Annotated in this window: 21 protein-coding genes and 1 pseudogene; 9 read left to right on the top strand and 13 right to left on the bottom strand. The window is 53.8% G+C overall.

The genetic code is table 11. From position 1 onward, the window contains the following. Positions 1-85: 85 nt before the first annotated feature. From HNQ92_RS28655 to HNQ92_RS14255, 8 genes and pseudogenes are all read right to left on the bottom strand, one after another. Complete coding sequence (locus HNQ92_RS28655) at positions 86-1,687, bottom strand: putative Ig domain-containing protein (protein WP_246440177.1); 1,602 nt, start codon at positions 1,685-1,687, stop codon at positions 86-88. A 381-nt stretch (positions 1,688-2,068) separates the two neighbouring features. Next, positions 2,069-2,347, bottom strand: a pseudogene (locus HNQ92_RS29170) (beta-galactosidase); the annotation flags it as partial. A gap of 715 nt (positions 2,348-3,062) precedes the next feature. Then, entirely contained in the window at positions 3,063-4,181 is a 1,119-nt protein-coding gene (locus HNQ92_RS14280) for a glycosyltransferase (protein ID WP_184174735.1), read from the bottom strand. Then, a complete protein-coding gene (locus HNQ92_RS14275) occupies positions 4,178-5,182 on the bottom strand; it encodes a glycosyltransferase family 2 protein (RefSeq protein WP_184174734.1) in 1,005 nt (334 codons plus the stop codon). The genes HNQ92_RS14280 and HNQ92_RS14275 overlap by 4 nt, the downstream gene beginning before the upstream one ends. 106 nt (positions 5,183-5,288) lie before the next feature. Next, on the bottom strand, positions 5,289-6,467 hold the full coding sequence (locus tag HNQ92_RS14270) for an acetyl-CoA C-acyltransferase (RefSeq protein ID WP_184174733.1): 1,179 nt from the start codon (positions 6,465-6,467) through the stop codon (positions 5,289-5,291). A gap of 154 nt (positions 6,468-6,621) precedes the next feature. Then, a complete protein-coding gene (locus HNQ92_RS14265) occupies positions 6,622-6,849 on the bottom strand; it encodes a PspC domain-containing protein (protein WP_184174732.1) in 228 nt (75 codons plus the stop codon). 132 nt (positions 6,850-6,981) lie between these two features. Next, positions 6,982-7,257 carry a hypothetical protein gene (locus HNQ92_RS14260; RefSeq protein ID WP_184174731.1) on the bottom strand — a complete coding sequence of 92 codons (276 nt, stop codon included), beginning with the start codon at positions 7,255-7,257 and terminating at the stop codon, positions 6,982-6,984. Next, positions 7,247-8,533, bottom strand: coding sequence for a dicarboxylate/amino acid:cation symporter (locus HNQ92_RS14255; RefSeq protein WP_184174730.1), 1,287 nt, complete (start codon positions 8,531-8,533; stop codon positions 7,247-7,249). Before HNQ92_RS14255 ends, HNQ92_RS14260 begins: the two co-directional genes overlap by 11 nt. Before the next feature lie 353 nt (positions 8,534-8,886). Between HNQ92_RS14255 and secA the strand changes: the two genes are divergently transcribed. Both secA and HNQ92_RS14245 read left to right on the top strand, forming a co-directional pair. Continuing rightward, positions 8,887-12,234 (top strand): preprotein translocase subunit SecA, encoded by a 3,348-nt coding sequence (gene secA, locus HNQ92_RS14250; protein WP_184174729.1) that lies wholly within the window; start codon positions 8,887-8,889, stop codon positions 12,232-12,234. 213 nt (positions 12,235-12,447) lie between these two features. Further along, complete coding sequence (locus tag HNQ92_RS14245; RefSeq protein WP_184174728.1) at positions 12,448-13,107, top strand: phosphatidylserine decarboxylase family protein; 660 nt, start codon at positions 12,448-12,450, stop codon at positions 13,105-13,107. A 6-nt stretch (positions 13,108-13,113) separates the two neighbouring features. Here the strand turns inward: HNQ92_RS14245 and HNQ92_RS14240 are convergent, their stop codons facing one another. The 3 genes from HNQ92_RS14240 to HNQ92_RS14230 form a co-directional block, all read right to left on the bottom strand. Further along, positions 13,114-13,983 carry a LytTR family DNA-binding domain-containing protein gene (locus HNQ92_RS14240; protein ID WP_184174727.1) on the bottom strand — a complete coding sequence of 290 codons (870 nt, stop codon included), beginning with the start codon at positions 13,981-13,983 and terminating at the stop codon, positions 13,114-13,116. Positions 13,984-13,989: 6 nt separating this feature from the next. Next, on the bottom strand, positions 13,990-14,610 hold the full coding sequence (locus HNQ92_RS14235) for a rhomboid family intramembrane serine protease (RefSeq protein WP_184174726.1): 621 nt from the start codon (positions 14,608-14,610) through the stop codon (positions 13,990-13,992). Positions 14,611-14,726: 116 nt separating this feature from the next. After that, complete coding sequence (locus tag HNQ92_RS14230; RefSeq protein WP_184174725.1) at positions 14,727-15,701, bottom strand: polyprenyl synthetase family protein; 975 nt, start codon at positions 15,699-15,701, stop codon at positions 14,727-14,729. Positions 15,702-15,937: 236 nt separating this feature from the next. Between HNQ92_RS14230 and HNQ92_RS14225 the strand changes: the two genes are divergently transcribed. After that, complete coding sequence (locus HNQ92_RS14225; protein ID WP_184174724.1) at positions 15,938-16,639, top strand: carboxylesterase family protein; 702 nt, start codon at positions 15,938-15,940, stop codon at positions 16,637-16,639. Between the two features lie 81 nt (positions 16,640-16,720). Further along, positions 16,721-17,551 carry an aminotransferase class IV gene (locus tag HNQ92_RS14220; protein ID WP_184174723.1) on the top strand — a complete coding sequence of 277 codons (831 nt, stop codon included), beginning with the start codon at positions 16,721-16,723 and terminating at the stop codon, positions 17,549-17,551. 6 nt (positions 17,552-17,557) lie between these two features. Here the strand turns inward: HNQ92_RS14220 and HNQ92_RS14215 are convergent, their stop codons facing one another. After that, complete coding sequence (locus HNQ92_RS14215) at positions 17,558-18,571, bottom strand: bifunctional heptose 7-phosphate kinase/heptose 1-phosphate adenyltransferase (protein WP_184174722.1); 1,014 nt, start codon at positions 18,569-18,571, stop codon at positions 17,558-17,560. Between the two features lie 132 nt (positions 18,572-18,703). Between HNQ92_RS14215 and HNQ92_RS14210 the strand changes: the two genes are divergently transcribed. The 5 genes from HNQ92_RS14210 (at position 18,704) to HNQ92_RS28650 (ending at position 23,578) form a co-directional block, all read left to right on the top strand. Next, positions 18,704-19,591 carry an Rpn family recombination-promoting nuclease/putative transposase gene (locus tag HNQ92_RS14210; protein WP_184174721.1) on the top strand — a complete coding sequence of 296 codons (888 nt, stop codon included), beginning with the start codon at positions 18,704-18,706 and terminating at the stop codon, positions 19,589-19,591. A gap of 147 nt (positions 19,592-19,738) precedes the next feature. Next, complete coding sequence (locus HNQ92_RS14205; protein WP_184174720.1) at positions 19,739-20,956, top strand: acyl-CoA dehydrogenase family protein; 1,218 nt, start codon at positions 19,739-19,741, stop codon at positions 20,954-20,956. 8 nt (positions 20,957-20,964) lie between these two features. After that, complete coding sequence (locus HNQ92_RS14200; RefSeq protein ID WP_184174719.1) at positions 20,965-22,032, top strand: phosphotransferase family protein; 1,068 nt, start codon at positions 20,965-20,967, stop codon at positions 22,030-22,032. A 52-nt stretch (positions 22,033-22,084) separates the two neighbouring features. Further along, positions 22,085-23,062: an NADPH:quinone oxidoreductase family protein gene (locus tag HNQ92_RS14195; protein ID WP_184174718.1), complete on the top strand. Its 978-nt coding sequence runs from the start codon at positions 22,085-22,087 to the stop codon at positions 23,060-23,062. 57 nt (positions 23,063-23,119) lie between these two features. After that, positions 23,120-23,578 (top strand): MaoC family dehydratase, encoded by a 459-nt coding sequence (locus tag HNQ92_RS28650; RefSeq protein WP_184174717.1) that lies wholly within the window; start codon positions 23,120-23,122, stop codon positions 23,576-23,578. Positions 23,579-23,667: 89 nt separating this feature from the next. Here HNQ92_RS28650 and HNQ92_RS14185 read toward each other — a convergent pair whose 3' ends face one another. Next, a complete protein-coding gene (locus tag HNQ92_RS14185; RefSeq protein WP_184174716.1) occupies positions 23,668-24,291 on the bottom strand; it encodes a T9SS type A sorting domain-containing protein in 624 nt (207 codons plus the stop codon). Positions 24,292-24,468: the final 177 nt, after the last annotated feature.

Below are 24,468 nucleotides of genomic sequence, written 5' to 3'. Positions count from 1 at the left end.
ATTTTTGCATAACGCAAATATAGAACAACACTTACTATTATGCAAGCATACTATTGGAAATAAGCGAAGCGATGTTTTAGCGAGCTTAGTACTTCGCTACCCTAATGGTTTGAAGTACCTCCCCGGCCGCTGCAACCTGAATATAGTACACGCCCGCCGACAAGCTAAGACTGGTGAGATCCACCATAGCCACGTCACCAAACATGGCTATACTCCCCTGCGAAATAGGTATACGCTGACCCAGGGCGGTGATTAGGCTGAAGTCGTAGTCCGCGGCGGTAGTGGGGTTAGGTAGTTTTATATTAAAAACACCATCGAAAGGATTGGGATAATATTGCCAGGCCGATAGGTTACCCGTAACGTCCGTTGAGTCTCCCGCTATGATGCTGAACTGTACCTCGTTGGTCAGTACCATTGAATCTTCCTTAAACGCAAAGGCCGTCAGCGTGTACTGACCTATGTAGGGAGCAAACCCCTGTTCGCCGGGAAAAAGGGCATGAGGAAAACGGGGAGCGGCGCTTTCGTGCCGATAAGGACCCTGGAGTTGAAAATTGAGCCGGTCGAACTCAAAATTTCCGTAAGCATAAATGTTGAGTAGGGAAGGCAGCGAATCAACGGACAACAGATCGCCCGGTTGCAGGATCTGAATGCGCTGGCGGTCGATGGCCTTCCCTGCCCGCAGTAGATCGAATGTCAGCTGAGGAATTTCGACATTGAGGATAAAGGGCGTTTCGGCGTGGTGCCCCCCATTATCGTAACCACGTACGGTAAAGCGGTACTGTCCTTCCTGGGGAGGGGTACCTGAAAAAGTATTGTCCGAAAAGCTCATCCAGCCCGGCAAATCCTGCACGGTAATAAAGGAAATATAGCCATCGCTATCGCCAAAGATATTGGTAGGCAGCGTATACGTGAATGGCTCATTAACTTTCGCAAACTTTACCGGTATCGTGGATTGTACGTAGGGTGGATTATTGAAATACTGCGGCTCTACTACCCGGATCGTAAGGTAAGTTTCGACAAAGGCACCCAAATCGTCGTAGGCTTTTACACCCGTCCGAAACTCTCCCGTCAGAGGAGGCACCCCTGTTAGCACACCATTTTGGTACCTCAGCCAGGCAGGCAACTCCGTTACTTCTACGGACGTGATGCTACCGTCAGAGTCCACAAAGGCCTCTTTGGGAATGGTGTAGGTGAAAGGTTCATTCACTACCGCCACCAGGCTGGGGAAGTTCTTGGCCACGGTGGGCGGCTGGTTGGCATTTTCGCGCGTATCGACCCGGATCGTAAAGTAAGCTTCGGACGAACCGCCCTCATCGTCGATGGCTCTCACCATGATTCGGTGATCACCCAGGGCAGTGGGTCTGCCGCTGAATACACCGGCTTCGTACTTCATCCAGGCGGGTACCTGTGCTACTTCCAGCCGAACAATTACGCCATCGTAGTCTGCAAATGTATTATCCGGAATGCGGTAGCTAAAGTCTCTGTCTATGGCAATGATCCGCATCGGGATAGGGTTTTGCAGATAGGGTGGTGTATTCTCCGCCGCTTTCCAGTATTCCTCACTCAGAATGTCTTCCTGAAGCTGAACGTGTACTGGACGAATCGTGCCATCTCCGCTGTTAGACAGATTTTTCCAGATACCATAGGCAACCTCTTCGGCGCCTCGATCGATAGCACGGGATAACAAATAGGTTACAGTATCTCGAGCTAAGACCGGTTCTAGGGGTACATGTGACCATTTTTGGACAGAATTGACAATGACTTCGCGCATAGCCTGCACGTCTCGGGGAGTAGAAAGGACAAAGGCTACTAAGTTCGCTCCATTCTGAAAACTTCCGTCTATGTGCCGATAATATTCAGAAGCCGGTTTGAAATCCGCATAGAATACTTCATTCATGACCCAGTGCCCTGGCTTGACGTTACTCCTTACGACATCTATTGACCAATGGTGATCGTACCCATGTCCATCATTCACTTTGGTACCATCCGTATGCTCACCTAAATTTTTAAAAGCCAAACTGCCTCTAATACCGCTAGCAATGTCAACAACAGCCCCAAATTCATTGATATATCGAATGCGGGGATCGACTCCTTTAATTGTCTTGATACATAGGTCGTTATATTTTTTCAGCGCTTCATGCCGAAAAATGTACCAGTCTTTTCCCTTCCGGCCAAAAAAAGACTCCTTTGGATCCCAGTAAGCCACCGGCGGTTCTATATTTTCAAAAGCTTTGTAATCTGAACCCCACAAGCGGTTCAGACGGATTAGCTTTTTATACTTTGACCGAGCCCATTCTCTAAACCCTTGCTTGTAAAATGAAGAATAGTCGAAAATGGTGTGGTACATCTCTGAATATTCACCACTGGGGGGTATTGTTAGCATGTGATACCCCAGCTCCTGCGTGGGGTTATTGGCTACTGACATAAATAGCAAACTATTGTCGGCTAGTAAGTACTTGTATCGATCTGCCACTTGCTTGACAAAATCGGCTGCCAGTTCCACCGATGGCTGATGTAAAAAACTGAAATGGGTTGTGTTATAGACTTCAAGCATGGGATTTTGCTTGTAATCCAGAGCACTTTGTGTTTTCAAATCCCAGAAGCCATTTAGATTATGAGAACCACGCCCTACCATCACACGTATGGCGACTTTCATGCCCAAATCTTTAGCCAGTTTAATCTGGTTGTCAAAGCGAGCCCAATTGGCAGGTCCTGTAGGAGACTGTTGATAAACTTTATCCCAGGCTATAGTAAGAAGAATGGAATTTAATCCTGTAGAAGCTCCCTGTCTAATTACTTCTAATTCATAGTTAGGGTCATCGGCTAGATTCAGGATCATCAAGGCTAAATAGCGCTGCTTATCCCCGCTAGGGGGCGCTGAATAGATCGTTAGGCCCTCATTATCAAATCCACGGGAAGGGTGCATTCCTAAAAAGAGAAAGGCTACTAGCGCCACCTTCGCTGTCCAACGAAACCAAATAAATCTTTTCAATAGCATTTGTCCTTTTTATTATTCTACCTTATCATTCTGTCCGCACCACAATATAAACAGAAAGCCTGGCTTATAACAACTTTTCGAGGGTAGTTTCCCACTGTGCTATGCCGTTTTGAATGTTAAATTGCCGAGCTCGCTCTCGGCTTTGGGAGGGGTTATGTTTAAGGGTACCTTGCCTAATCTTATGCATAGCCTCCACTAGTTGGCGTACACTGAAGTCGTTCGTTACGGCCCCCATATTTTCTAATACAAACTCCGAAACCCCACCGGAGGGAAAGGCGGCGATGGGTTTGCCCAATAAGGCCGCCTCAATCATGACCAGCGGAAAAGGGTCCTGCCGGGACGTAAGTAAAAAACCATTACCGGCACCTAAGTAACTATAATACCGCTCCTTCTGTTTACCCACCAGGTGAACTTTAGTACGACTTGTCGAATTTTTAAGGCGCTGCTCCGTATAGTAAACCAACCCATCGTTGATCCGGGCACCTACCCAAATTAAATGGACGTGGGGGTCATCCAGCAGGGACGCGATGTCGGGGAGAAGATCAAACCCTTTACGCTCCGACGTCATACCAGACATGACCCACACAAAGTCGTTCTCGGCAATTTCTAACTCTTTTCGAATGGCTTGTATTTCGGCAAAATCTATCTTGACCTGCTGATCATCAATGAATTCATGAACCAGGTGAACGCGCTTACCGCCTGCATCCCGAATAGCCTGACAGGTTACTCCTGAGCAACCAATGAGTGCCGTCGAATACTCCACGATGCTCTTAAAATCTACATCGCTTAGGTAAATATAGGTTAAGGGTAGCTCGTGAAAATGAGTTACCACCGGAATGGAAAATTCACGAGCTACGGTAATCGTTTCGGGCAGCATAATGGTATTGACGTACCAAAGATCAGCCTTAAAGGTTCGAGCCAATTTTCGGAGATACATCAATGTTGGGTTAAATCCCAGGTGAAAGGCTACTTTTTGCGGAAGGGTAAACTGCCGGGGCGCAATGAACACGGGAATATCCGATGGTAAATCTTCCAATAGCTCCCCCTTGGCAAAGCTAACCAGCCCGGCCTCAAAGCGGGTACGATCCAGATGGCGCAGGATGTACAAAAGCATCATCTCTGAACCGGTACGGGTGGCAAAGGGGGTAAAAAACAGAATGCGACGTTTGGTGGATATACTCATGAAGCCGTTAATAAATCAATGTTTTCTGAGGGTTTTATCTTATAAAAGCCTTTCTGGCGAAAGAGTGTTTTCCAAAAGTACCTTAGAATTACCCGCGTTTTTTTCGTGTAGATTACCTGCGTACGAAGTTCAGCGAACGGATTTCCGTGCTTCTTGACGTTGATCACCATTTTCCAGAGAAAAACGACCGGAATCATTGAGAGGTAGTGAAGAATCAGCACCAGGTAGGCTCCCACCCCGTACTGCTTCCGAATCCAGCCGAAATTGGAGATTTGCATTTGGGTACTAAAACGGTTGATCCAGGAAATATGGGTACGCCGGAAAGGGTTTTTATTTTCCAGATGGATGAATTTGCAATCGTTGAAATAGCATAGTTTACCTACTTTCCCTAAGCGCCCCGACCATTCGACATCTTCTCCGTACATGAAAAAATCTTCGTCGAAGCCGCCGACCTGTGCCACTACGTCCCTCCGCACAAACACAAAAGCACCTACCAACCAGTCGTGCTGCTCGGGATCTGCGTATCGCGGCTCAGGAAATAGCCAATCCAACAGGGCTTGAAAGGGTCGGTTAGGGGGTAGAATAAAGAACGTTTTCCGAAAATCGTTAAAACTCGTATAAAAGGGCATTGGGCTCAGGTCGGGGTAGTGCTGGAGCGCGCCGCAGGCGGCTACATCCTGCTGCTGATCCATACGGTTCATGCACCGTCCGATCACGTTATCCACCAGCAAGGTATCTGCGTTGAGCAGCAGAAAGTACCGCCCCTGAGCCAGCGCCATTCCCGCGTTATTGGCCCGGCCAAAGCCCGCATTATAGTCCATATCCAACCAGCGTACGTCGGGAAAAAGAGCCCGGATCTGCGCTCCTGCTCCTTGCTCAGGATCATTATCGACCACAATGACCTCAAAGGTTACGCCCGTTGTAAACGCATACACCGAACGCAGGCAATTGATGATCAGATCGGCGCAACGGTAATTAATGATAATGATGGAAACGTCCATGCGAGGGTACAAAGTGAAGCCCAAAAGTAAAAAATCTCCGAGGAAGTACTTCTACCTTCCCCGGAGATTTATCAAATGGCAGTTCTATGGACGTTAAATGACTTGCCTAGCTGAGTAGCTCGTAGATACCTGCTACCCCCTGACCCCCGCCTACGCAGGCCGTTACCATGCCGTACTTCTGGTTTCGGCGGCGCATTTCGTTGAAGAGCTGCACCGACAGGCGCGCACCCGTAGACCCCAGCGCATGGCCCAAGGCAATGGCACCGCCGTTTGGGTTCACGATGTCCGGATTGATGTCTAGCTCGCGCATGACCGCCAGCGACTGCGCCGCAAAAGCTTCGTTAAGTTCTATTTGGTCAATATCCCCCAGTTTCAGCCCGGCCTGTTTCAGGGCTTTAGGTACGGCGGCCACGGGGCCGATCCCCATAATACGCGGATCTACCCCCGCCGTAGCGTACGAAAGCATGCGAGCCACGGGCTTTAACCCTAGCTCATTGACCAGCCGCTCCGACATCACCAGCACAAAGGCCGCTCCGTCGGAGGTTTGGGAAGAATTACCAGCCGTCACGCTACCGCCCGCCGCAAATACCGGTCGGAGCCGAGCCAGGGCTTCCGGCGTGGTATCGGCCCGAGGCCCTTCGTCCCGGTCTACCACGTACTCCTTGGTTTTCTTCTTACCCGATTCGGGATCAAAGTAGGTCTCCTTTACCGTAATGGGGACAATATCTTCCCGGAACCGCCCCTCCTGCTGGGCGGCCAGGGCTTTCTGATGGGAGGCAAAGGCAAAGGCATCCTGATCTTCGCGGCTCACCTTGTAGTCCTTGGCTACCTGCTCGGCCGTCAGGCCCATGCTGAGGTAATAGTCGGGGTTTGAGTGAGCTATTTCGTAATTGAGGGCCGTTTTCCAGCCCATCACTGGTACTAGCGACATCGACTCCGTTCCTCCGGCAATGATGCACTCACCCATGCCGGCACTAATCTTGGCGGCTGCAATGGCAATCGCCTCCACACCCGAGCCGCAGTAGCGGTTGATGGTCATGCCGGACACGTTCTCGGGCAGCGACAGCAGCGACACGAACCGCCCCATCTGCATACCCTGCTCTGCCTCGGGTACCGCGTTCCCCACAATTACGTCATCCACCCGGGTGGGGTCCAGTTGGGGTACTTGGGCCATCATGTATTTGATCACGTCGGCTCCCAGGTCATCGGGGCGCGTAAAGCGAAAGCCGCCCCTGGGGGCTTTGCCCACCGCACTGCGGTAGCCCGCTACTATGTATGCGTTCATAAGGCTTGGTTAGGTTATTGGTTCAAGTTTGCTTTGAAGGTAGTATGCAGGCATACCATTTGTAAAAGTACCATTAATTTTTAAAACAAAAAACCGCCCCGGGCTTGTTCCCACGGGACGGCTTGTTACACCAGGTACTTGGGCAGGGAGCCCGCTAGCTGTTGGCGTTCCAGTTTGTTTCCTGTACCCGCTTGTTGCTAGGCATTACGATCCACAAAATAATGTAGAACAGTAAAACGTGAAAGGGGATGGGGACGAAGAAGGCCAGCACAAACAGTACCCGAACCAGGACGACATCCAGTGCAAAGTAGTCGGCCAATCCCGCCGCTACTCCCCCTATTACTTTTTGATCTACGTTGCGAAATAATCTATTATTTTTCATGGCTTTGCGTTTTTTTCTTTGATTTGATGTATCAAAGGTACTATGCATTGCCAAGTAGTTGTTTAGATTTTGGATAAACGGCCCGAGCCGGGGAAGAAAGGGCTTTTTTAGGGGTAGTTAAGCCCCTGCTTTCTACCGGCCAAAGATGTAATAGCAGATGGCTATGTGCATCACCAATGTCAGGGCCAGGGACAGCGGTCGAATGAACAAACGCCCTTCTTCACTAAGCTTCAGGTAGCAGTAGCCCGTCACCAGAAAGTAGGGCAAGGGCAACAGGTAAAGAGCCCATAAAGGCAGCTGGATTACCTGGTAGGCCAGGAGCAGCATGGGTAGTATGTACAAGAATATAGCCAGGCGCGCGCCCAGTACGTAGGGGCGCTCACGGGGATCAAGGTCATTAATAGTCATAGTTTGCCAGCGGATCTATTTCTTCTTTATTAAACACTTGCCGAAGACGCTTCATGTCCAGCTCGTTTTCGTTGCGAGCCAGCCATACCGTCGCCACGGTATTGCCAATGGTATTGGTAATGGCACGTGCCTCGGACATGAAGCGGTCGACGCCCAATAGGAGCGCCAGGCCTTCCAGGGGGATAACCTTGACGGCCGTCAGCGTGGAGGCCAGGACAATAAATCCACTCCCCGTCACGCCCGCCGCTCCCTTTGAAGTTACCATCAGGATACCCAGTATGGTCAGTTCCTGCGCCAGGGTCAAGTCTACCTGAAATACCTGCGCCAAAAAGACCACCGCCATGGATAGGTAGATGGTCGTGCCGTCTAGGTTGAAAGAGTACCCGGCCGGAATTACCAGCCCTACCACTGAGCGCGAACAGCCCAGATGCTCGAGCTTGTCCATGATCAGCGGCAGCACCGACTCCGACGAGGAAGTACCCAATACAATCAGGAGCTCCTCTTTGATGTACTTTAAAAGCTGCCAGAGGCTGATCTTATAGTAGCGAAGTACCAGGTTAAGTACCACAAAAATGAATAAAAACATGGTAACATAGACCGTTATCATGAGCTTGCCCAGTGGTAGTAACGCCGCCAGACCGTAGGTACCTATGGTATAGGCCATCCCACCAAAGGCCCCGATGGGAGCCAGCTTCATGACGATATTCAAAATATTGAAAAAGACTTTGGAAAGGCGGTCGAAGGCACGAATGAGGCTCTGCCCGCTACTGCCCATCCGTGTGAGCCCCATGCCAAAAAGAACCGAGAAGACCAGTACTTGCAGGATGTCCCCCTCGGCAAAAGCCCCCACCGCGTTGCTGGGTACCACGTGCATGAAGAAATCCATCCAGTCCATCTCGGCGCTCTGCTGGGCGTAGCGGCTTACGGCCTCGGCCGAGCCACTGGTAGCGAGCCCCGTCGTAACGACCCCGTCGCCCGGCCGGATCAGATTGGCCACCACCAGGCCGATGACCAAGGCGATGGTTGTGATGATTTCAAAGTACAACAACGCTTTCCCCCCCACACGGCCTACCTTTTTGAGGTCGCCCATGTTACTAATTCCTAGCACAATGGTCAGGAATATAATGGGTGCAATCACCATCTTGATCATGTTGATGAATACGTCGCCCAGGGGCTTCATCTGGGCGGCCGTACTTGGTGCAAAATGCCCCAACAGGATTCCGAGTAGGATGGCCGTTAATACGCGAAAGGTAAGGTTGTTGTAGATTTTTTTCATGAGGGTGCCTTTTGAAACCCCCAAGATACTACGATTCTGTATTTTCTAAGCGATAAATTTCGAGTCCAGGGTACTTTGAGAAACCCCTCATTCGGCCATTCTTACCATTCCGCACTACTATTATTTAAATCTTGTTACTAAACTAGGGGCAAAAAATTAACTTTGCAGTCAGGAAGGTACCATCAACTGACAATCTGGCATTTTGAGTAAGGAAAGGCCTGATCTTTATACGCTTTAAATTAAAGTAGGGCAGGTGCTCACCAAATGAGTTGGTGTGAACGTTGCCCTTGGTGATTTAACCTCCAACAAAATCAACTGTCTTATCTAAGGCTTTTAACGATCAAACACATACCATGATAAAATTATTCGCGAAGCTGTTCGGCACCAAGTCGGAGCGGGATTTGAAGGAATTGCTTCCCTACGTAGGGAAAGTTAACGCGGAGTACGAGCTGCTGGCTTCTTTGACCCACGACGAGTTGCGGGCCAAATCGGACGAACTGAGAGCGCACATTGCTAAGGAACTATCTCCCATCGACGAGAAAATCAAGCAGTTACACCAGCAGGCCGAAGACGAGGCGGATGTTGATGCGAAAGAAACCATTTTTAAGCAAATTGATACCCTCGAAGAGGATCGAAACAAAGAGCTGGAAAAAGTACTGCTGGATATTTTGCCGGTAGCTTTTGCCGTAGTCAAAGAAACCGCCCGTCGGTTTAAAGAAAATGAAAGCCTGGAAGTAACAGCTACCTACTTTGACCGGGAGATTGCCACCCGTAAGTCAAACGTAACTCTTAACGGAAATAAAGCCTTTTGGAGCAACACCTGGAACGTCATCGGAAATCCGGTAAAATGGGAGATGGTCCACTATGATGTGCAGCTTATTGGCGGGGTGGTACTTCACCAGGGTAAAATTGCCGAGATGGCTACCGGGGAAGGAAAAACGCTGGTGGCTACTCTTCCGGCCTTTCTCAACGCGCTGGCGGGCCGAGGCGTGCACATCGTCACCGTAAACGACTACCTGGCCAAACGCGATGCCGAGTGGAATGCGCCCCTCTTTGAGTTTCACGGACTCAGCGTCGACTGCATCGACCTGCACCAGCCCAATACCACGGCTCGTCGTAATGCCTACAAGGCCGACCTTACCTATGGTACCAACAACGAATTTGGCTTCGACTACCTCCGCGATAATATGTCGCGTGGCGTGGAGGAGCTGGTACAGCGCAAGCACCACTTCGCGATGGTGGATGAGGTAGACTCCGTTCTGATCGACGACGCCCGTACGCCGCTCATCATCAGTGGGCCCGTACCCCGCGGCGACGAGCAGGATTTCTTGGAGCTAAAACCCAGGGTAAGCCGGATCGTGGAGGCCCAGAAAAAGTTGGCGATGGACTTGCTCAACGACGCCAAGCGCAAAATTGCTGCCGGGAACAAAAAGGAGGGTGGCTTAGCCCTCTTCCGCGTTTTTCGCGGTATGCCCAAGTACAAGCCCCTCATCAAGTTTCTGAGCGAGTCGGGCATGAAAGCGCTGATGCAGGAAACCGAGAGCATCTACCTGGCCGAGAATCAGAAGCTCATGCCCGAAGCCGACGCGCCGCTGTACTTTACCATCGACGAACGGCACAATAGCATTGAATTGACCGAAAAAGGTATTGACTTCCTGACGGGAGAATCCGAAGAAACCAATTTCTTTATTCTGCCCGATATTGCCATTGATCTCAACGCCATTGAGAAGGATACGTCCCTCAACGAGCAGGAGCGTATTTTGAAAAAAGAAGCCCTTATTCGCGATTACTCCGTCAAAACGGCCCGGATTCACACGGTCAATCAGCTGCTGAAAGCCTACACGCTTTTTGAGAAGGACGTAGAGTACGTACTTATGGACGGTAAAGTGAAGATCGTAGATGAGCAAACGGGCCGGATCATGGATGGTCGGCGGTACTCGGACGGCCTGCACCAGGCCATTGAGGCCAAGGAGAACGTCAAGGTAGAAGACGCCACCCAAACTTACGCCACCGTAACGCTCCAGAACTACTTCCGGATGTACCACAAACTGGCCGGGATGACCGGTACCGCCGAAACCGAAGCGGGCGAGTTTTGGCAAATCTATAAACTGGATGTGGTATCCATCCCCACGAACGTGGCCATCAGCCGCCGCGACGAGGAAGATAAAGTGTACCGCTCGGTGCGGGAAAAGTATAACGCCGTGGCCGACGAGATCGTAGACCTGGTGCAGAAGGGCCGCCCGGTACTGGTAGGTACTACCTCCGTTGAAAACTCTGAGATCATCAGCCGGATGCTAACTCTGCGCAAAATACCTCATCAGGTGCTAAACGCCAAGCAGCACCAGCGTGAGGCCGAAGTGGTAGCCGAGGCGGGCAAGCCGGGTACCGTCACTATCGCCACCAACATGGCCGGCCGGGGTACTGACATCAAGCTAACGCCCGACTCCAAAGCTGCGGGTGGACTTGCCATCGTAGGTACCGAGCGCCACGAAAGCCGCCGGGTAGACCGCCAGCTCCGCGGACGCGCCGGCCGCCAGGGTGATCCTGGTTCTACGCAGTTTTTCGTATCGCTGGAAGATAGCCTCATGCGACTCTTCGGCTCCGACCGCATGGCCAAGGTCATGGATCGGATGGGGCTGGAAGAAGGCGAGGTTATTCAGCACAGCATGATTACCAAGTCCATTGAGCGGGCCCAGAAGAAGGTAGAGGAAAACAACTTCGGTATTCGGAAGCGTCTGCTCGAATATGACGACGTGATGAATTACCAGCGCGACGCCATTTACCGCCGTCGCCGGAACGCGCTCTTCGGCGACCGCCTGGCCGTCGATATTGCCAACAATCTATACGACGTTTGCGAAGAGATAACGGCCAATACCTCCGGCAGCTACGACGAACTGGAACTGGCTACGCTCACCACGCTGGGGATGGAAGTACCTTTCAGTACCGACGAGTACGGTCGCCTCAAGGATACCGAGCGGGCTCAACGCTTGTATACAGCCGCGGAGAAACATTACCAGGCCAAAAATGCGGCCATAGCCCAAAAAGCACTGCCGATCCTCAAATCCATTTACACGGAGCGGGGCGCTACCATCACCGAAATCATGATTCCGTTTTCGGACGGACTTCGGCAAGCCGGGGTTGTGGTGAATCTCAAGAAGGCCATCGACACCGAGGGCCGCGAGATTATCCGCGAAATGGAAAAGGCCATCGTTCTTTCGCTTATCGACCAGGAATGGAAGGAGCACCTGCGCGAAATGGACGACCTCAAACAGTCGGTACAAAACGCCGTTTTTGAACAGAAGGACCCGCTGCTGATCTACAAGTTTGAGTCGGTGGAGCTCTTCAAGCGTTTCCTTAGTAAAGTAAACTTTGACATGATCGCCTTCCTGATGAAGGCCGACATTCCGCAGGAGCAAGCCGCGCCCGAGCAGGTACAGCCACCCGTACGCCGCCGGGAGCCCGCGCCCGTTCTGCAAACCAACCGCGAAGAGGACTACGCCGCCGAAAACGGAGCCGGACCCGACGAGTACGCCCGGCAGATGGAGTCGACGGTACGAAAAGAACCGGTACGCGCCATCAAAATTGCCGACCGCAACCAGAAGGTAACCGTACAGTACCGCGACGGGCGCGTACTGCGCGACGTGAAGTTTAAAAAAGTAGAGCAAGACGTAGAGAGCGGCCAGTGCGTCGTGATCGAATAAAGTACCTGGCCATGAAGCCACGAAACCCTTGCCTTATCCGTTTCGGATGGGCAGGGGTTTTTCATTTCCCGGCTACCAAGTACCCCCGGATTCCGTTCTTTTTGCTCCGGACCTCCCTTCGATTCCCGCCTCTACACTAACTCCGTGGAATTTGAGGTTTCCATAATTAGCCAATATTCGTATTTTTACGACCTCGAACCCATTGTACTTCCCATGACGATTCACAAAGAAGGCTATACCATCATCGGCGGCACCGCCCTTTTGCTCCTGCTCATTAACTGGGGCGTGCGCTCGCTCACGCCCGAACTAGGCTGGCTACACGGGCTTTTGCTGCTGGTTAGCGTTCTTTTCTTTGTGCTGATCGTGCAGTTTTTCCGGCATCCGAAGCGCGTCATTTCCCAAGATGAACGGCAAATCATCGCTCCCTGCGATGGGAAGGTAGTGGTGATTGAGGAAGCCGTAGAATCGGAGTACTTTCAGGGCCCGCGCCGCCAGATCAGCATCTTCATGTCGCCACTCAATGTACACGTCAACTGGACGCCCGTCAGCGGCGTGGTGCAGTACTTCAAGTACCACCCCGGCTTGTACCTGGTAGCCTGGCATCCCAAGTCCAGTACCGACAACGAACGTACCACCATCGTGATTCGTACCGCCCAGGGCGTCGATATTCTGTTCCGGCAAATCGCGGGCGCCGTGGCCCGGCGTATTCGCTGGTACGTCAAAGAAGGGCAGCCCGTGGAGCAAAGCAGCGAAATGGGCTTCATCAAGTTTGGCTCCCGGGTGGATGTGTTCGTGCCGCTCGACGCGGACATCAAGGTGAAGCTGGGGGATAAAACGGTAGGCAGTGTGACCGTCCTGGCGGAGTTAGCTTAGGTACTTTTAGGTACCTATCGACTCGCTTTTTAGCCGATCCACAATCGCCCCGTTGTAGCGCCTCGCTACCGGAATGGCCCCTCCGGCATCCAGGTGGAGCTTATAGCCCTGCGCGTTGCCCGTTACCTTCACCACCCGGCCCAGATTGACCAGGTAGGAACGATGGCAGCGCAACAGCTGATCCGAGAAAATTTGTGTTTCCAATCGGCTGAGGCTGCTGCGCACTAGTTCCCGGCGGAGCTGGCCCGACTGCTCAAAAACAACTTCACAGTAATTGTCCGCCGCCTCGATGTACAGCAACGCTTCCGGCAATAGGGCCAGGCTATCTTTTCCGTTTTCGGCCACTAGCCGCAGCGGCTCCTGCTGGGCTTGCGGGATACTTTCCGCGCGCTGAGGTACTTGGGGCGGATGGCTGTATTTTTTGAGCTGGTAGATATAATTAAAAAAGACCGAAGCGGCCGTGGGGAAAATGCCAATGAGCAGCGTATAGCCCATTACCCGCGCAAACTCCTCGGTATGGGAGCCGGTGGTTCCCCTAAAGATAGCCCAAGAGTACCCGTAGTTCCCGATCGTAATAAGGGTTAAAACCGCCAGTACCTGCAGGATTTCGCGGCCCACGGTATGGTTGTCTTCCCGAAAAACGCGCCGCAACCAGATTCGTTTCAGCACAAAGTACAGGAAAAGCATCATGGTGAAGGTAACCAACCCGTACCCGACCAACACCCATCCTTTTTGCCCACTTCGCCATTGGGCCAGCCCAAAGGGCTGAAAAGCGTACAGAAAAAGCGTAACAAAAGTACCTACCCCCAGCGAAAACAGGAAGTCGCGCCGGGGGGAGTCTGAAAAAGGGTACGGTTGCCGCAGAAGCCTCAGCATGGAGAATTAAAAAAGACGCCAACTACCGATTTGCTCCACAAAGCCAGGTACCGAAGCCGGGTAGACCACTGCCATAAACAACATACCGAAAATAGCCCCGTACATGTGGGCGTCGTGGTTGACGTACCCCCGCCCCCGTCGCGACTCGTAAAACGAGTATCCCAGGAAAAGCAAACCGAAAATAAAACCGGGCATACAGATGGCAAAGTATAAACATACCTGCAGCAAAGGCGCGTACAGAATAGCCGCGAAAAGTACCGCCGACACGCCACCCGAAGCACCCAGAGAATTATACTTGGCGTTTTTGCGGTGCTTGATGAAGGTCGGAATGTCCGAGACAATGATGCCTACGATGTACAGAAATAGGTAGTAAAAGCGCCCGTCGGGGCCAAAGAGCATTCCAAACAGCCGCTCGATACCCTCCCCCACAAACCAAAGGCTGAGCATGTTGAAAAGCAGGTGCCCGAAGTCGGCGTGAATAAAGCCCGACGTAATAAAGCGGTAGTATTCTTTTTTTTGGATGACGCGGTAGGGATTCAGCATCCATTTGTCCAGCAACGACGGGTTGTTCCAGGCGTACCAACTGATGGCTACGGTAATGATAATCAGAATAAGGGTAATAGACATGAGAGAGGGACGTAAAATGGGTACTTGCCAAATGGACCCGCCGGAACCAACAACTCGCCCCCGCGGAGTACCTACAAAGAAACGTTTTTATTTTTTTTCGTCCCAATTTGGCGGGTTTATTGCTCGCGCTCCACGAGCTGGCGCACAAAACCCAGCAACGGTGCTTTGCGGGTGGGGTCCGCGGCTACGCGCCCCAGGCAGTCAAACCCGCGCGAAAAGTACTCGTCGATTTTTTGCTCCGTGAGCGTGCGAATCCCGAGTGCGTCGTAGATGGCCGTCACGGCCTGAACCTTCTCCTCCTTATCGAAGGTGTCTGCCGCCAGCCAGTAGTCCAGGTCGGCGCGGGCCTTTCCGCGAGCGCGCTCCAGCGCTTCGATGAGCAGAAAGGTTTTTTTGTTGGCCATGATGTCGCCACCTACCTGCTTGCCAAACTTGGCCGGGTCGCCGTAAACGTCCAGTAGGTCATCTTTGAGTTGGAAGCCGATTCCCATACTCACCCCCGCTTCAAAAAGTAGCCGCGTGGCGTCCTCGTCCGCCCCACCGACCATCCCCCCCAGCTCCAGGGCAAAGCCCAACAGTACGGACGTTTTGAGCCGAATCATGTTGAGGTACTCTTCTTCCGACACGTCCCAGCGGGTTTCAAAATTCATGTCCAGCTGCTGGCCTTCGCACACTTCCGTGGCCGTTTGGTTAAAGCGAACCAGGATTGAGCGCAGGCGGTTGCTATCCACGGTCAGCAGCAGGTCGTAGGCTTTGATAAGCATCACGTCGCCGGAAAGAATGGCCGTGTTGGTATTCCAGCGGGCGTGTACCGTGGGCTTCCCCCGCCGCAGCGGGGCGCAGTCCATGATGTCGTCGTGCATCAGCGTGAAGTTGTGAAATACCTCCACAGCCTGGGCGGGTTTGAGGGCTTTGGACCAATCGTCGGTGTAAAGCGAGGCCGCCATGAGGGTCATCAGGGGCCGCAGGCGCTTTCCGCTGAGCGACATGATGTAGCGGATGGGCTCGTACAATTCGGCCGGATAGGCGCCGTAGGCATTTTGGTCAATATCGGTCTGTAGGGCTTGCAGCCATTGTTCGGGTGTACTCATTCGTAGGGTAATTTCGGCTCTTATCAACTGCTTGTAGAAAGGAAGGGTTTTAAAAATGGCCCTTCATTTTTTTACAAAGGTGTGCAAAGTAGCAGAATTGCATCGAAAAAAGAAGATACAAACTGCTCCTGAGTAAGGGCTACGGCGCGCGCTTGAGGCCGGTAGCTTAGGAATACGGCTTTTATGCTATATTTGAACCACAGGCCCTCGGCTAATCCTAAGCACCTTTTGTTTCCATGAAAAATACTATTTATTATTGCTGCCTTCTTTTTCTTCTGTTCGCCGCGCCCTGGTTTGCATCCGCCCAAAGCAAGGAAAAGGCCGCTTACAAGTACCTGCTATACGTACCTAAAAAAGAAACAAAGCCGGGCCAGAAGTACCCCTTGATCATCTACCTGCACGGAAGCTCCCAACGGGGACAAGATCTTACCAAGCTCAAAACCTACGGCTTGCCGTACCTGATCGAACAGGGCCGCGACTTTGAGTTCATCATTGCATCACCCCAGTGCCCGGCGGGGAAACTGTGGTCTACCGACAACTGGCTTGAGCCGCTCTATGAAGAATTGATCGCCAAGTACCCCGTCGATACCAGCCGCGTTTACCTCACCGGCATCAGCATGGGCGGCGGGGGTACTTTTGACGTGGCCAAGGACTATCCGGATCGTTTTGCCGCCCTGGTACCTTTGTGCGCCTGGAACAGCGACACCACCCGGCTTTGTAGCCTTCGCCACGTGCCCATTTGGACCTTCCACGGCACCAACGACGAGCAGGTACCTTTGGTGGCCGAAACGCAAAGCAAAGTAGCCGCGCTCCGCCAATGCCAGGGTAACATCCGGCTCACCACCCTGAAAAACGAAGGGCACTATATCCAGTGGCTCTACGAACAACAGGGTACCTACGACATTTATGAATGGATGCTCCGCCACAAAAAGCCCTGAAGCCCCATTGGAAGTACCTGAGCGGGTACTTTGCCAGGCCCCCCGAATACTCGATTTTTCCGTAAAAAACCAAACGATCGCATGTCTTACCACCTCTATTTCAACGGCCAGATAGCTCCGCTGGATACGCCCCTGTTCCAAAGCAACGACCTGGGCCTGCTGCGCGGCTACGCCCTGTTCGACTACTTCCGGACCTACAACGGGGTACCTTTCCGCTGGGACGATTACTGGCAGCGCTTTGCCAACTCGGCGCGGCTGCTCAAACTACCCCTTCCACTCAGCCAGGCCGAAACGGCCGCCATCCTGACGGAGCTCCACCAGCTATCGGGCCAGGCGGAGGTGGCCTTTCGGTTTGTGCTCACGGGCGGCTACGCGCCGGACAGTGTGCAGGTGGTGCAGCCCAACTTCCTGATCCGGACGGAGCCGCTTCCGGTGGATAACCCCGCCGGTCGCCTTCAAGGCATCAAGGTACTTCCCTACGAGTATGTGCGCGATTTGCCGGAAATCAAAAGCACCAACTACGTCCATATGGTACTGATGGCCGACGAAATGAAGCGCCAGCAGGCGGCTGATTTACTTTTCCATAAAAAAGGCGAGATCAGCGAGCTCACGCGCAGCAACGTGTTCCTTTTTAAAGGTGACACCCTCATCACGCCCGACCGCCACGTGCTGCACGGCATTACGCGCCGGACGGTCATGGAGCTGGCCGCGCCGCATTTTGAGGTGCAGGTACGCCCAGTGCTGTACGACGAGCTGCTGCACGCCGACGAAGCCTTTACCACCAGTACTACCAAGTGGGTTATGCCCATTGTGCAGGTAGGTGAGCACGCCATCGGCCAAGGCGGGGCTGGGAAGCGCACGCTCTTTTTGCAGGAGCTTTTCGATGCGCTCATAGCCAAGTGGGGAAAATAGGTACCTTCAGCTACCCGGCGGCCGCAGGCGGTCGGGTAGCTCCCAGGGCTCTTTCAGGGCTTCGGCCTTAAGTTGCTCTTTATCAATGGGCACTACCCCCACCCGCTCACAGACCAGTCCGCCGCCCAGGTTGGCGATGCCCGCAATGGTACGCGGCGGTAGCCCCAGCGCTACGCAGCAAGCCGCAATGCTGATGACGGTATCGCCCGCCCCCGACACGTCGGCAATACGCCGGATGTGCGCCGGTAGGTGATGTACCTCCCCGTCCAGGTCAATAAGTACCCCCCGCTCCGACAGCGTGATCAGCGCCCCGCTGACCCGAAGCGTGTCTTTGAGCTGCTGTACGACCGCCCGCAGCTCTTCGGGCTTGTCCACGTCGAAATCGACCTTCAATCCTTCGCGCAGCTCTTTGAGGTTGGGTTTAAAAAGGGTAGTATGCTGGTAGGCCAGGAAGTTGCGCTTCTTAGGATCCACGACGGTAGGTACCTGGTGCGCATTGGCAAAGGCCGTAATCTCGGCGATGGCCTCGGGGCTAAGTACCCCTTTGTCGTAATCTTCAAAAATAACAACCTGGCAAGTGGGAATTAACTCCTTAGCCTTGGCGACCAGCTGCGCGCGCTCTTGGTCCGAAATGGGCCGGTCGGTCTCGGTGTCGATCCGGACCACCTGCTGCGAGCCCGCAATGATGCGCTCCTTGATGGTGGTCATGCGCGCCGGGCTCCGAAGTACCCCCTCGCAGCTCAGCCCCCGCTCGGTAAGCTGGCTCTCCAGCAAATCGCCCGGTCCGTCGGTACCGATCACCGTGCAGAGACAGGCCTCGGCCCCCAGCGCCTGTACGTTGAGCAGCACGTTGCCCGCCCCGCCGAGACGGTACTCGCGCCGGTCTACGTTCACTACGGGCACGGGCGCTTCGGGAGAAATCCGCTCTACCTTTCCCCACACGTAGGAGTCGAGCATTACGTCGCCCACCACCAATACGCGCAGGCTATTAAAAGAATCAAAAACGTGATGAAGGGTCATGCTTCCTCGATGGTTTGCCCGCAAAGGTCAGCATTTTTACGAAAACGAAGTACCTCCAGTTGGTAAATGGATTGACTACTCCTACATAGATGGAGCTAAAAAATGTATCTTTGCTTCAAACGAGAGCATACTATGGCAGAATTCGCGGAGAAATACATCAATCCTTTTACTGACTACGGCTTTAAGCGCCTCTTCGGCGAAGAACCCAATAAAGACCTGCTGCGCGACTTCCTCAACGAGCTCCTACGTGAAGAACAAGGGACCATCACCACCCTAACCTACCTTAAAAACGAAAACCTAAGTACCTCCGAAACCGACCGCAAGGCCATCTTCGATATATACTGTGAAAATGAACGAGGCGAAAAGTTTATTGTCGAGCTGCAAAAAACCAAGCAGAACTTCTTCAAGGACCGCACGGTCTACTATTCGACCTTCCCCATTCGGGAGCAGGCTAAAAGGGCTGACTGGAATTATGAACTCCAGGCCGTCTACACCGTAGCCATCCTGGATTTTGTGTTTGAGGAGGACAAGGCCCAGCCCCAGAAGTACCGCTACGACGTCAAGCTCACCGACCAGCAGAGCAAGCAGGTCTTCTACGATAAATTGACGTTCATCTACCTGGAGATGCCCAAGTTCAACAAGAGCGTCGAGGAGCTGGAAAATCGCTTTGAGAAGTGGCTCTACGTACTGCGCAACCTCAACCGACTGGACCGCATTCCGGACCGGCTGCGGGAGCAGATATTTGAGAAGCTCTTCGAGACGGCCGAGATTGCGCGCTTCACGCCCGAGCAGGTGCGCTCCTACGAGGACAGTCTGAAGTACTACCGTGACTTGAAAAATTCGCTGGACACGGCTTGGGAAGAGGGAAGGGAAGATGGCCTCATGGAAGGAATGGAAAAGGGAAAAGCCGAGGGAATAGTAGAAGTAGCCCGAAATATGCTACAAAAGGGAGTACCTACGGAAGTGATTAGCGAGTTCACGGGTTTGACGGTAACTCAAATTGAAAAGCTTAAAAACTAAGGAAGGCGGATAACGCGATCAAACATTTGTAGATGAGATTCTAATTAGGCAAGTTTGATTCTGCACCCCATAAAGGCTACTATTTACCAAAAAGGTACTATTTTTGGTTTTGCATATCGTATGCAAGCATAACAGTAGCCGCTTCTTATGGAAACCCTTTTTGCCACCGAGCGTACCCAAACGCTGATTCCCCGCATTCAAGAATTTCTCGAAAAAGAACTCTATCCATTGGAGACGGCCAAGTACCTGACGGGAAACTTCTCTCAGGTGGAGCCTATTCTACAGGAAAAGCGGCAGCTCGTGCAAAAGGCGGGGCTCTGGGGACTACACCTGCCCGAAGCCGACGGCGGCCAGAACCTGACACTCTGTGAGTTTGGGCAAATTAGTGAAGTACTGGCTACTACCCCCTTTGGCCACTACGCCTTCAATACTCAGGCTCCCGACATCGGCAACGTGGAGCTGCTACACCGCTACGCGCCGGAGCCGCTGCGGCAAAAGTACCTCCAGCCGCTCATGGCGGGGCAGATCCGCAGCTGCTTCAGCATGACCGAGCCGGAATTTGCGGGCTCTAATCCCACCCGGCTGGGTACTACGGCCGTGAAAGAAGGTGATGAGTACGTCATCAACGGGCATAAGTGGTTTACGAGCTCGGCCGACGGCGCTGCTTTCGCCATCGTGATGGCCGTCACCAACCCTGAGGCCGCCCCGCACCGGCGCGCCAGCCAGATCCTGGTGCCACTGGATACGCCGGGCGTCACGCTGGTGCGCAACATCCCAATCATGGGCCACGCGGGCGACGGCTGGGCCAGCCACGCCGAGCTGCGCTACGAGAACGTACGGGTACCCCAAACGCACCTCATCGGTACCGAAGGAGCCGGATTTTTGTTGGCGCAGGAGCGTCTTGGTCCGGGCCGTATTCACCATTGCATGCGCTTTATCGGCATCGCCGAGCGCAGCTTCGATCTGATGTGCCGCTACGCCGCCCAAAGGGAGCTAAGCGAAGGTACCTACCTGGGTGACCAGCAACTGATCCAGGGTTTTATTGCCGAAAGCCGGGCCGAGATCGACGCCGCTCGCCTGCTGGTACTGCGCACCGCCCGCCAGATCGACGAGCAGGGTGCGGCCGCCACCCGTGACGCCATTTCCACGATCAAGTTTTTTACGGCCAATATGATGCTACGCGTGCTCGACCGCGCCATCCAGACCCACGGCGCGCTGGGCCTCACCAACGACACGGTACTGGCGTACTGGTACGCCCACGAGCGGGCCGCCCGCATCTACGACGGCGCCGACGAGGTACATAAAGCGGCCCTGGCGCGAAGCATCCTGAAGGGCTACGGATTAGATGTGCGGCGAACGAAGTAAAACGACCTATGACCCAACTACCCTTAGACACTGCCGCTCCCGTCCGGCCCGGTGAAGAAATTAACCTGACGGCCCTCAACAAGTACCTGGCAGAGGCAGAAGTACCGCCCATCGTGGCGGTGCAGCAGTTCCCGGGCGGCTACTCCAACCTGACGTACTTTCTTCAAACCCAAGACCAACGCGGGTACGTGCTGCGCCGCCCGCCCTTTGGGGCCGAGCACATCCGCCGTGGCCACGACATGGGGCGGGAGTATAGGGTACTTACGCTGCTACAGCAAGCGGGCTATGCCCAAGTACCCCGCCCGGTACTTTTCTGTGACGATGTACATGTACTCGGCGCGCCCTTCTACCTCATGGAACGGGTACCGGGCCTCATTCTGCGGGCGGCCACGGCTCCGACCTTGGGCTTATCGCCCGCGCAGCTGCGCGGAGCGTCGGAAGCGCTGGTCGACAACTTGGTGGCCTTGCATAGCCTAGACCTGCACCAAACGGGGCTTCTGCAATTAGGCAAACCCGAAGGCTACGTGCGGCGGCAGGTAGAGGGCTGGTACCAGCGCTACCAGGCCGCCCAAACCGACGACCTCCCCGCCATTGAGCGGCTGTACCAGTGGCTTGTGAAAGCCATGCCCGCCGAAAACACCCCTACCCTGCTGCACAACGACTACAAGTACGATAACCTGGTCCTGAACCCCGCCGACCTCACCGACCTCCGGGCCGTCCTCGACTGGGAAATGTGTACCGTGGGTGATCCCCTCATGGACGTAGGTACCGCGCTCTCCTACTGGGCCGAGGCGGGTGATGGCCCCTTTGAGAAAAGTTTTAACCTCACCTGGCTGCCGGGCAACCTCACCCGCCAGGCATTTGCCGACCGCTACGCCGAGCGCAGTGGCCGCGACTTATCGGCCATCCTGTACTACTACGTATTTGGCCTCTTCAAGAATTCGGTGGTGATGCAGCAGATCTACGCCCGCTGGAAGAAGGGCCTCACGCAGGACAAGCGCTTTGCGGGGCTTCTGCTGGGAATCCAGTCGCTCTCGTCCACGGCCGAGCGCGCCCTGGAGCGCGGCAGGCTCTAAACCAGGGTACTTTTCCTTTTTTTATACGTACACTACCTAAAAACCCTTATCCATGAAAGCTATTTTGTGCAAAACCTTCGGACCGCCGGAGGACCTCATTTTGGAAGAAGTACCCTCGCCCCGCCCGGAGGCCCATCAGGTCCTGATTGACGTCAAAGCCTGTGGGGTTAATTTTCCTGACACGCTCCTGATCCAGAACAAGTACCAGTTCAACCCCCCGCTGCCCTTCTCGCCCGGTGGCGAAGTGGCTGGCCTGGTACGGGAGGTAGGCGAAGGCGTCAAGTACCTTAAGCCGGGCGACCGGGTACTTTCCCTGACGGGCTGGGGCGGTTTTGCCGAGCAAGTGGTGGCCGATGCCGCCACCACGCTCCCCATGCCACCGGGCCTGGATTTCGTGACGGCCGCGGGCCTCATGTACACCTACGGTACTTCCTACCACGCCCTGAAAAACCGCGCCCAGCTCCAGCCGGGCGAAACGCTGCTGGTGTTGGGCGCCGCCGGAGGCGTGGGGCTGGCCGCCCTGCAGCTGGGGGTACTGATGGGCGCACGGGTAATCGCGGCCGCCTCCACGGACGAAAAACTGGCCGTATGCCGTAGCCTGGGAGCCAGCGAGACGATCAACTACGCCAGCGAAGACCTGCGTGAGCGCCTCAAGGAAATTACCAGCGGCCGGGGCGTGGATGTGGTGTACGATCCCGTGGGAGATCTCTATACGGAGCCTGCTCTGCGGTCCATCGCCTGGAAGGGCAGGTACCTGGTAGTAGGGTTCGCGGCAGGCGAAATCCCTAAGATTCCGCTCAATCTCATTTTGCTAAAAGGGGCTCAGCTGATCGGCGTGTTTTGGGGTACTTTTGCCCAAAAAGAACCCCAGGAAAACCTCCAGAACTTTCAGGAACTGCTCACCTGGATTGCGCAGGGAAAGCTTCGGCCGCATCTTCATGGTACCTACCCGCTGGCCGAAGCACCGCTGGCCCTGCGCGCCATGCTGGAGCGCCAGGTCGTGGGCAAAGCCATTGTGGTCGTGGACTAAGCATCAATCCGGGTACTTGCCAACTCTTGTTTACCATTCAATAGCCGTGTTTTTTGTATGAAAACATTTTCAACCCTTGCCGACTTTCAGGCCCAGCTGGGTCAGGAAATTGGCGTCAGCCCGTGGGTGACTATCTCCCAGGAGCAAATCAACGCCTTCGCCCAGGCCACCGGCGACCACCAGTGGATTCACGTGGACCCGGAAAAAGCGGCGCGCTACTCGCCCTTTAAAACCACCATCGCGCACGGCTTTCTCACGCTCTCGCTCGCCCCCAAGCTCATGGCCGAACTCTACCGCATCGAGTCGGTGAAGATGGGCGTCAACTACGGGGCCAACAAGGTACGTTTTACGGCCCCCGTCCCGGCGGGCAGCCGGGTACGCTTGCACCTGATCCTGACCGAGGTGGAGGAGCAGGTACCTGCGGGCATCCGGGCCACGGCCCTGGCTACCTTTGAGCTGGAAGGCAGCGACAAGCCCGCCTGCGTGGCCGAGCTCATCACGCTGCTCTTTGAATAAGTACCTTAAAGTACCCCTCGATAAAAAAAACCGGACGAAGTCTCTGCTGGAGAGGCTCCGTCCGGGGGCGTTGATGATGAAGTACCTTCTTAGCGCGTCAGTTGCAACTCTTCGGTGAAGGTTTGCTCGCGGGTCGTGAGGGTGAGTACGTAGGCGCCCTGCTCCAGGTCGCTGAGGTTGTAGCGCTGGCTGAAAATACCATTTTCCACCGTAGCTACTTCCGAGAAAAGCAGGTTCTGCTGGGCATCAAAGATTTTTACGGCTACCGACGAGGACACCGGTACCCGGCTCCATACGTCCACTTTGCCGTTGGCAACCTGCACCTGAGGGCGCTGAATTTCCTCGGCCTCATTTTTCTTTACTTCCGCTACGCCTTTCGTCACTTGTACAGGAATGGTGTAGTGGTAGTCGGCGTTAGAAACCCGCACCAGGTACTTGCCGTCAGGCAGGCGGCTCAGGTTATACGACTGCGCGAAGGCCGGTTGTTTTCTTACTTTTTGGAAGTGCAGCGGGCGTCCGGTTTCGTCCAGGAGCTCGATGGTGACGGCTTCGGTCGAGACCATTTGCGTAGTAACGACCATCCGGTTGGTAGGTAGTGAAATCACCCGCACGGTTACGCTCTTGGGTGTCGATCCGTGGTTGTGGGCGTAGGAAAAGGTACTAGTCAATAGGGCCATCAGGGCCGCGCAAAGAAGGAGTGTTTGTTTTTTCATAGCTGTATTTAGTCATCATTTTGATGGTGCAAAATTGCTACGAAAAGAAGTACAAAAACAAGTCTTCTCGAAAGAGTGAAACGAAATATAATTTTGAATACTAGATTATATTATCTTTAATTCAAAATTTATCAAACTATAATTTCAATAATATAAAATTTTATAAATCAATTGTCA

This window comes from Rhabdobacter roseus (genome assembly GCF_014202275.1).
GTDB classification, from domain to species: domain Bacteria; phylum Bacteroidota; class Bacteroidia; order Cytophagales; family Spirosomataceae; genus Rhabdobacter; species Rhabdobacter roseus.
This window is presented reverse-complemented; position numbering and strand designations above follow the sequence as displayed.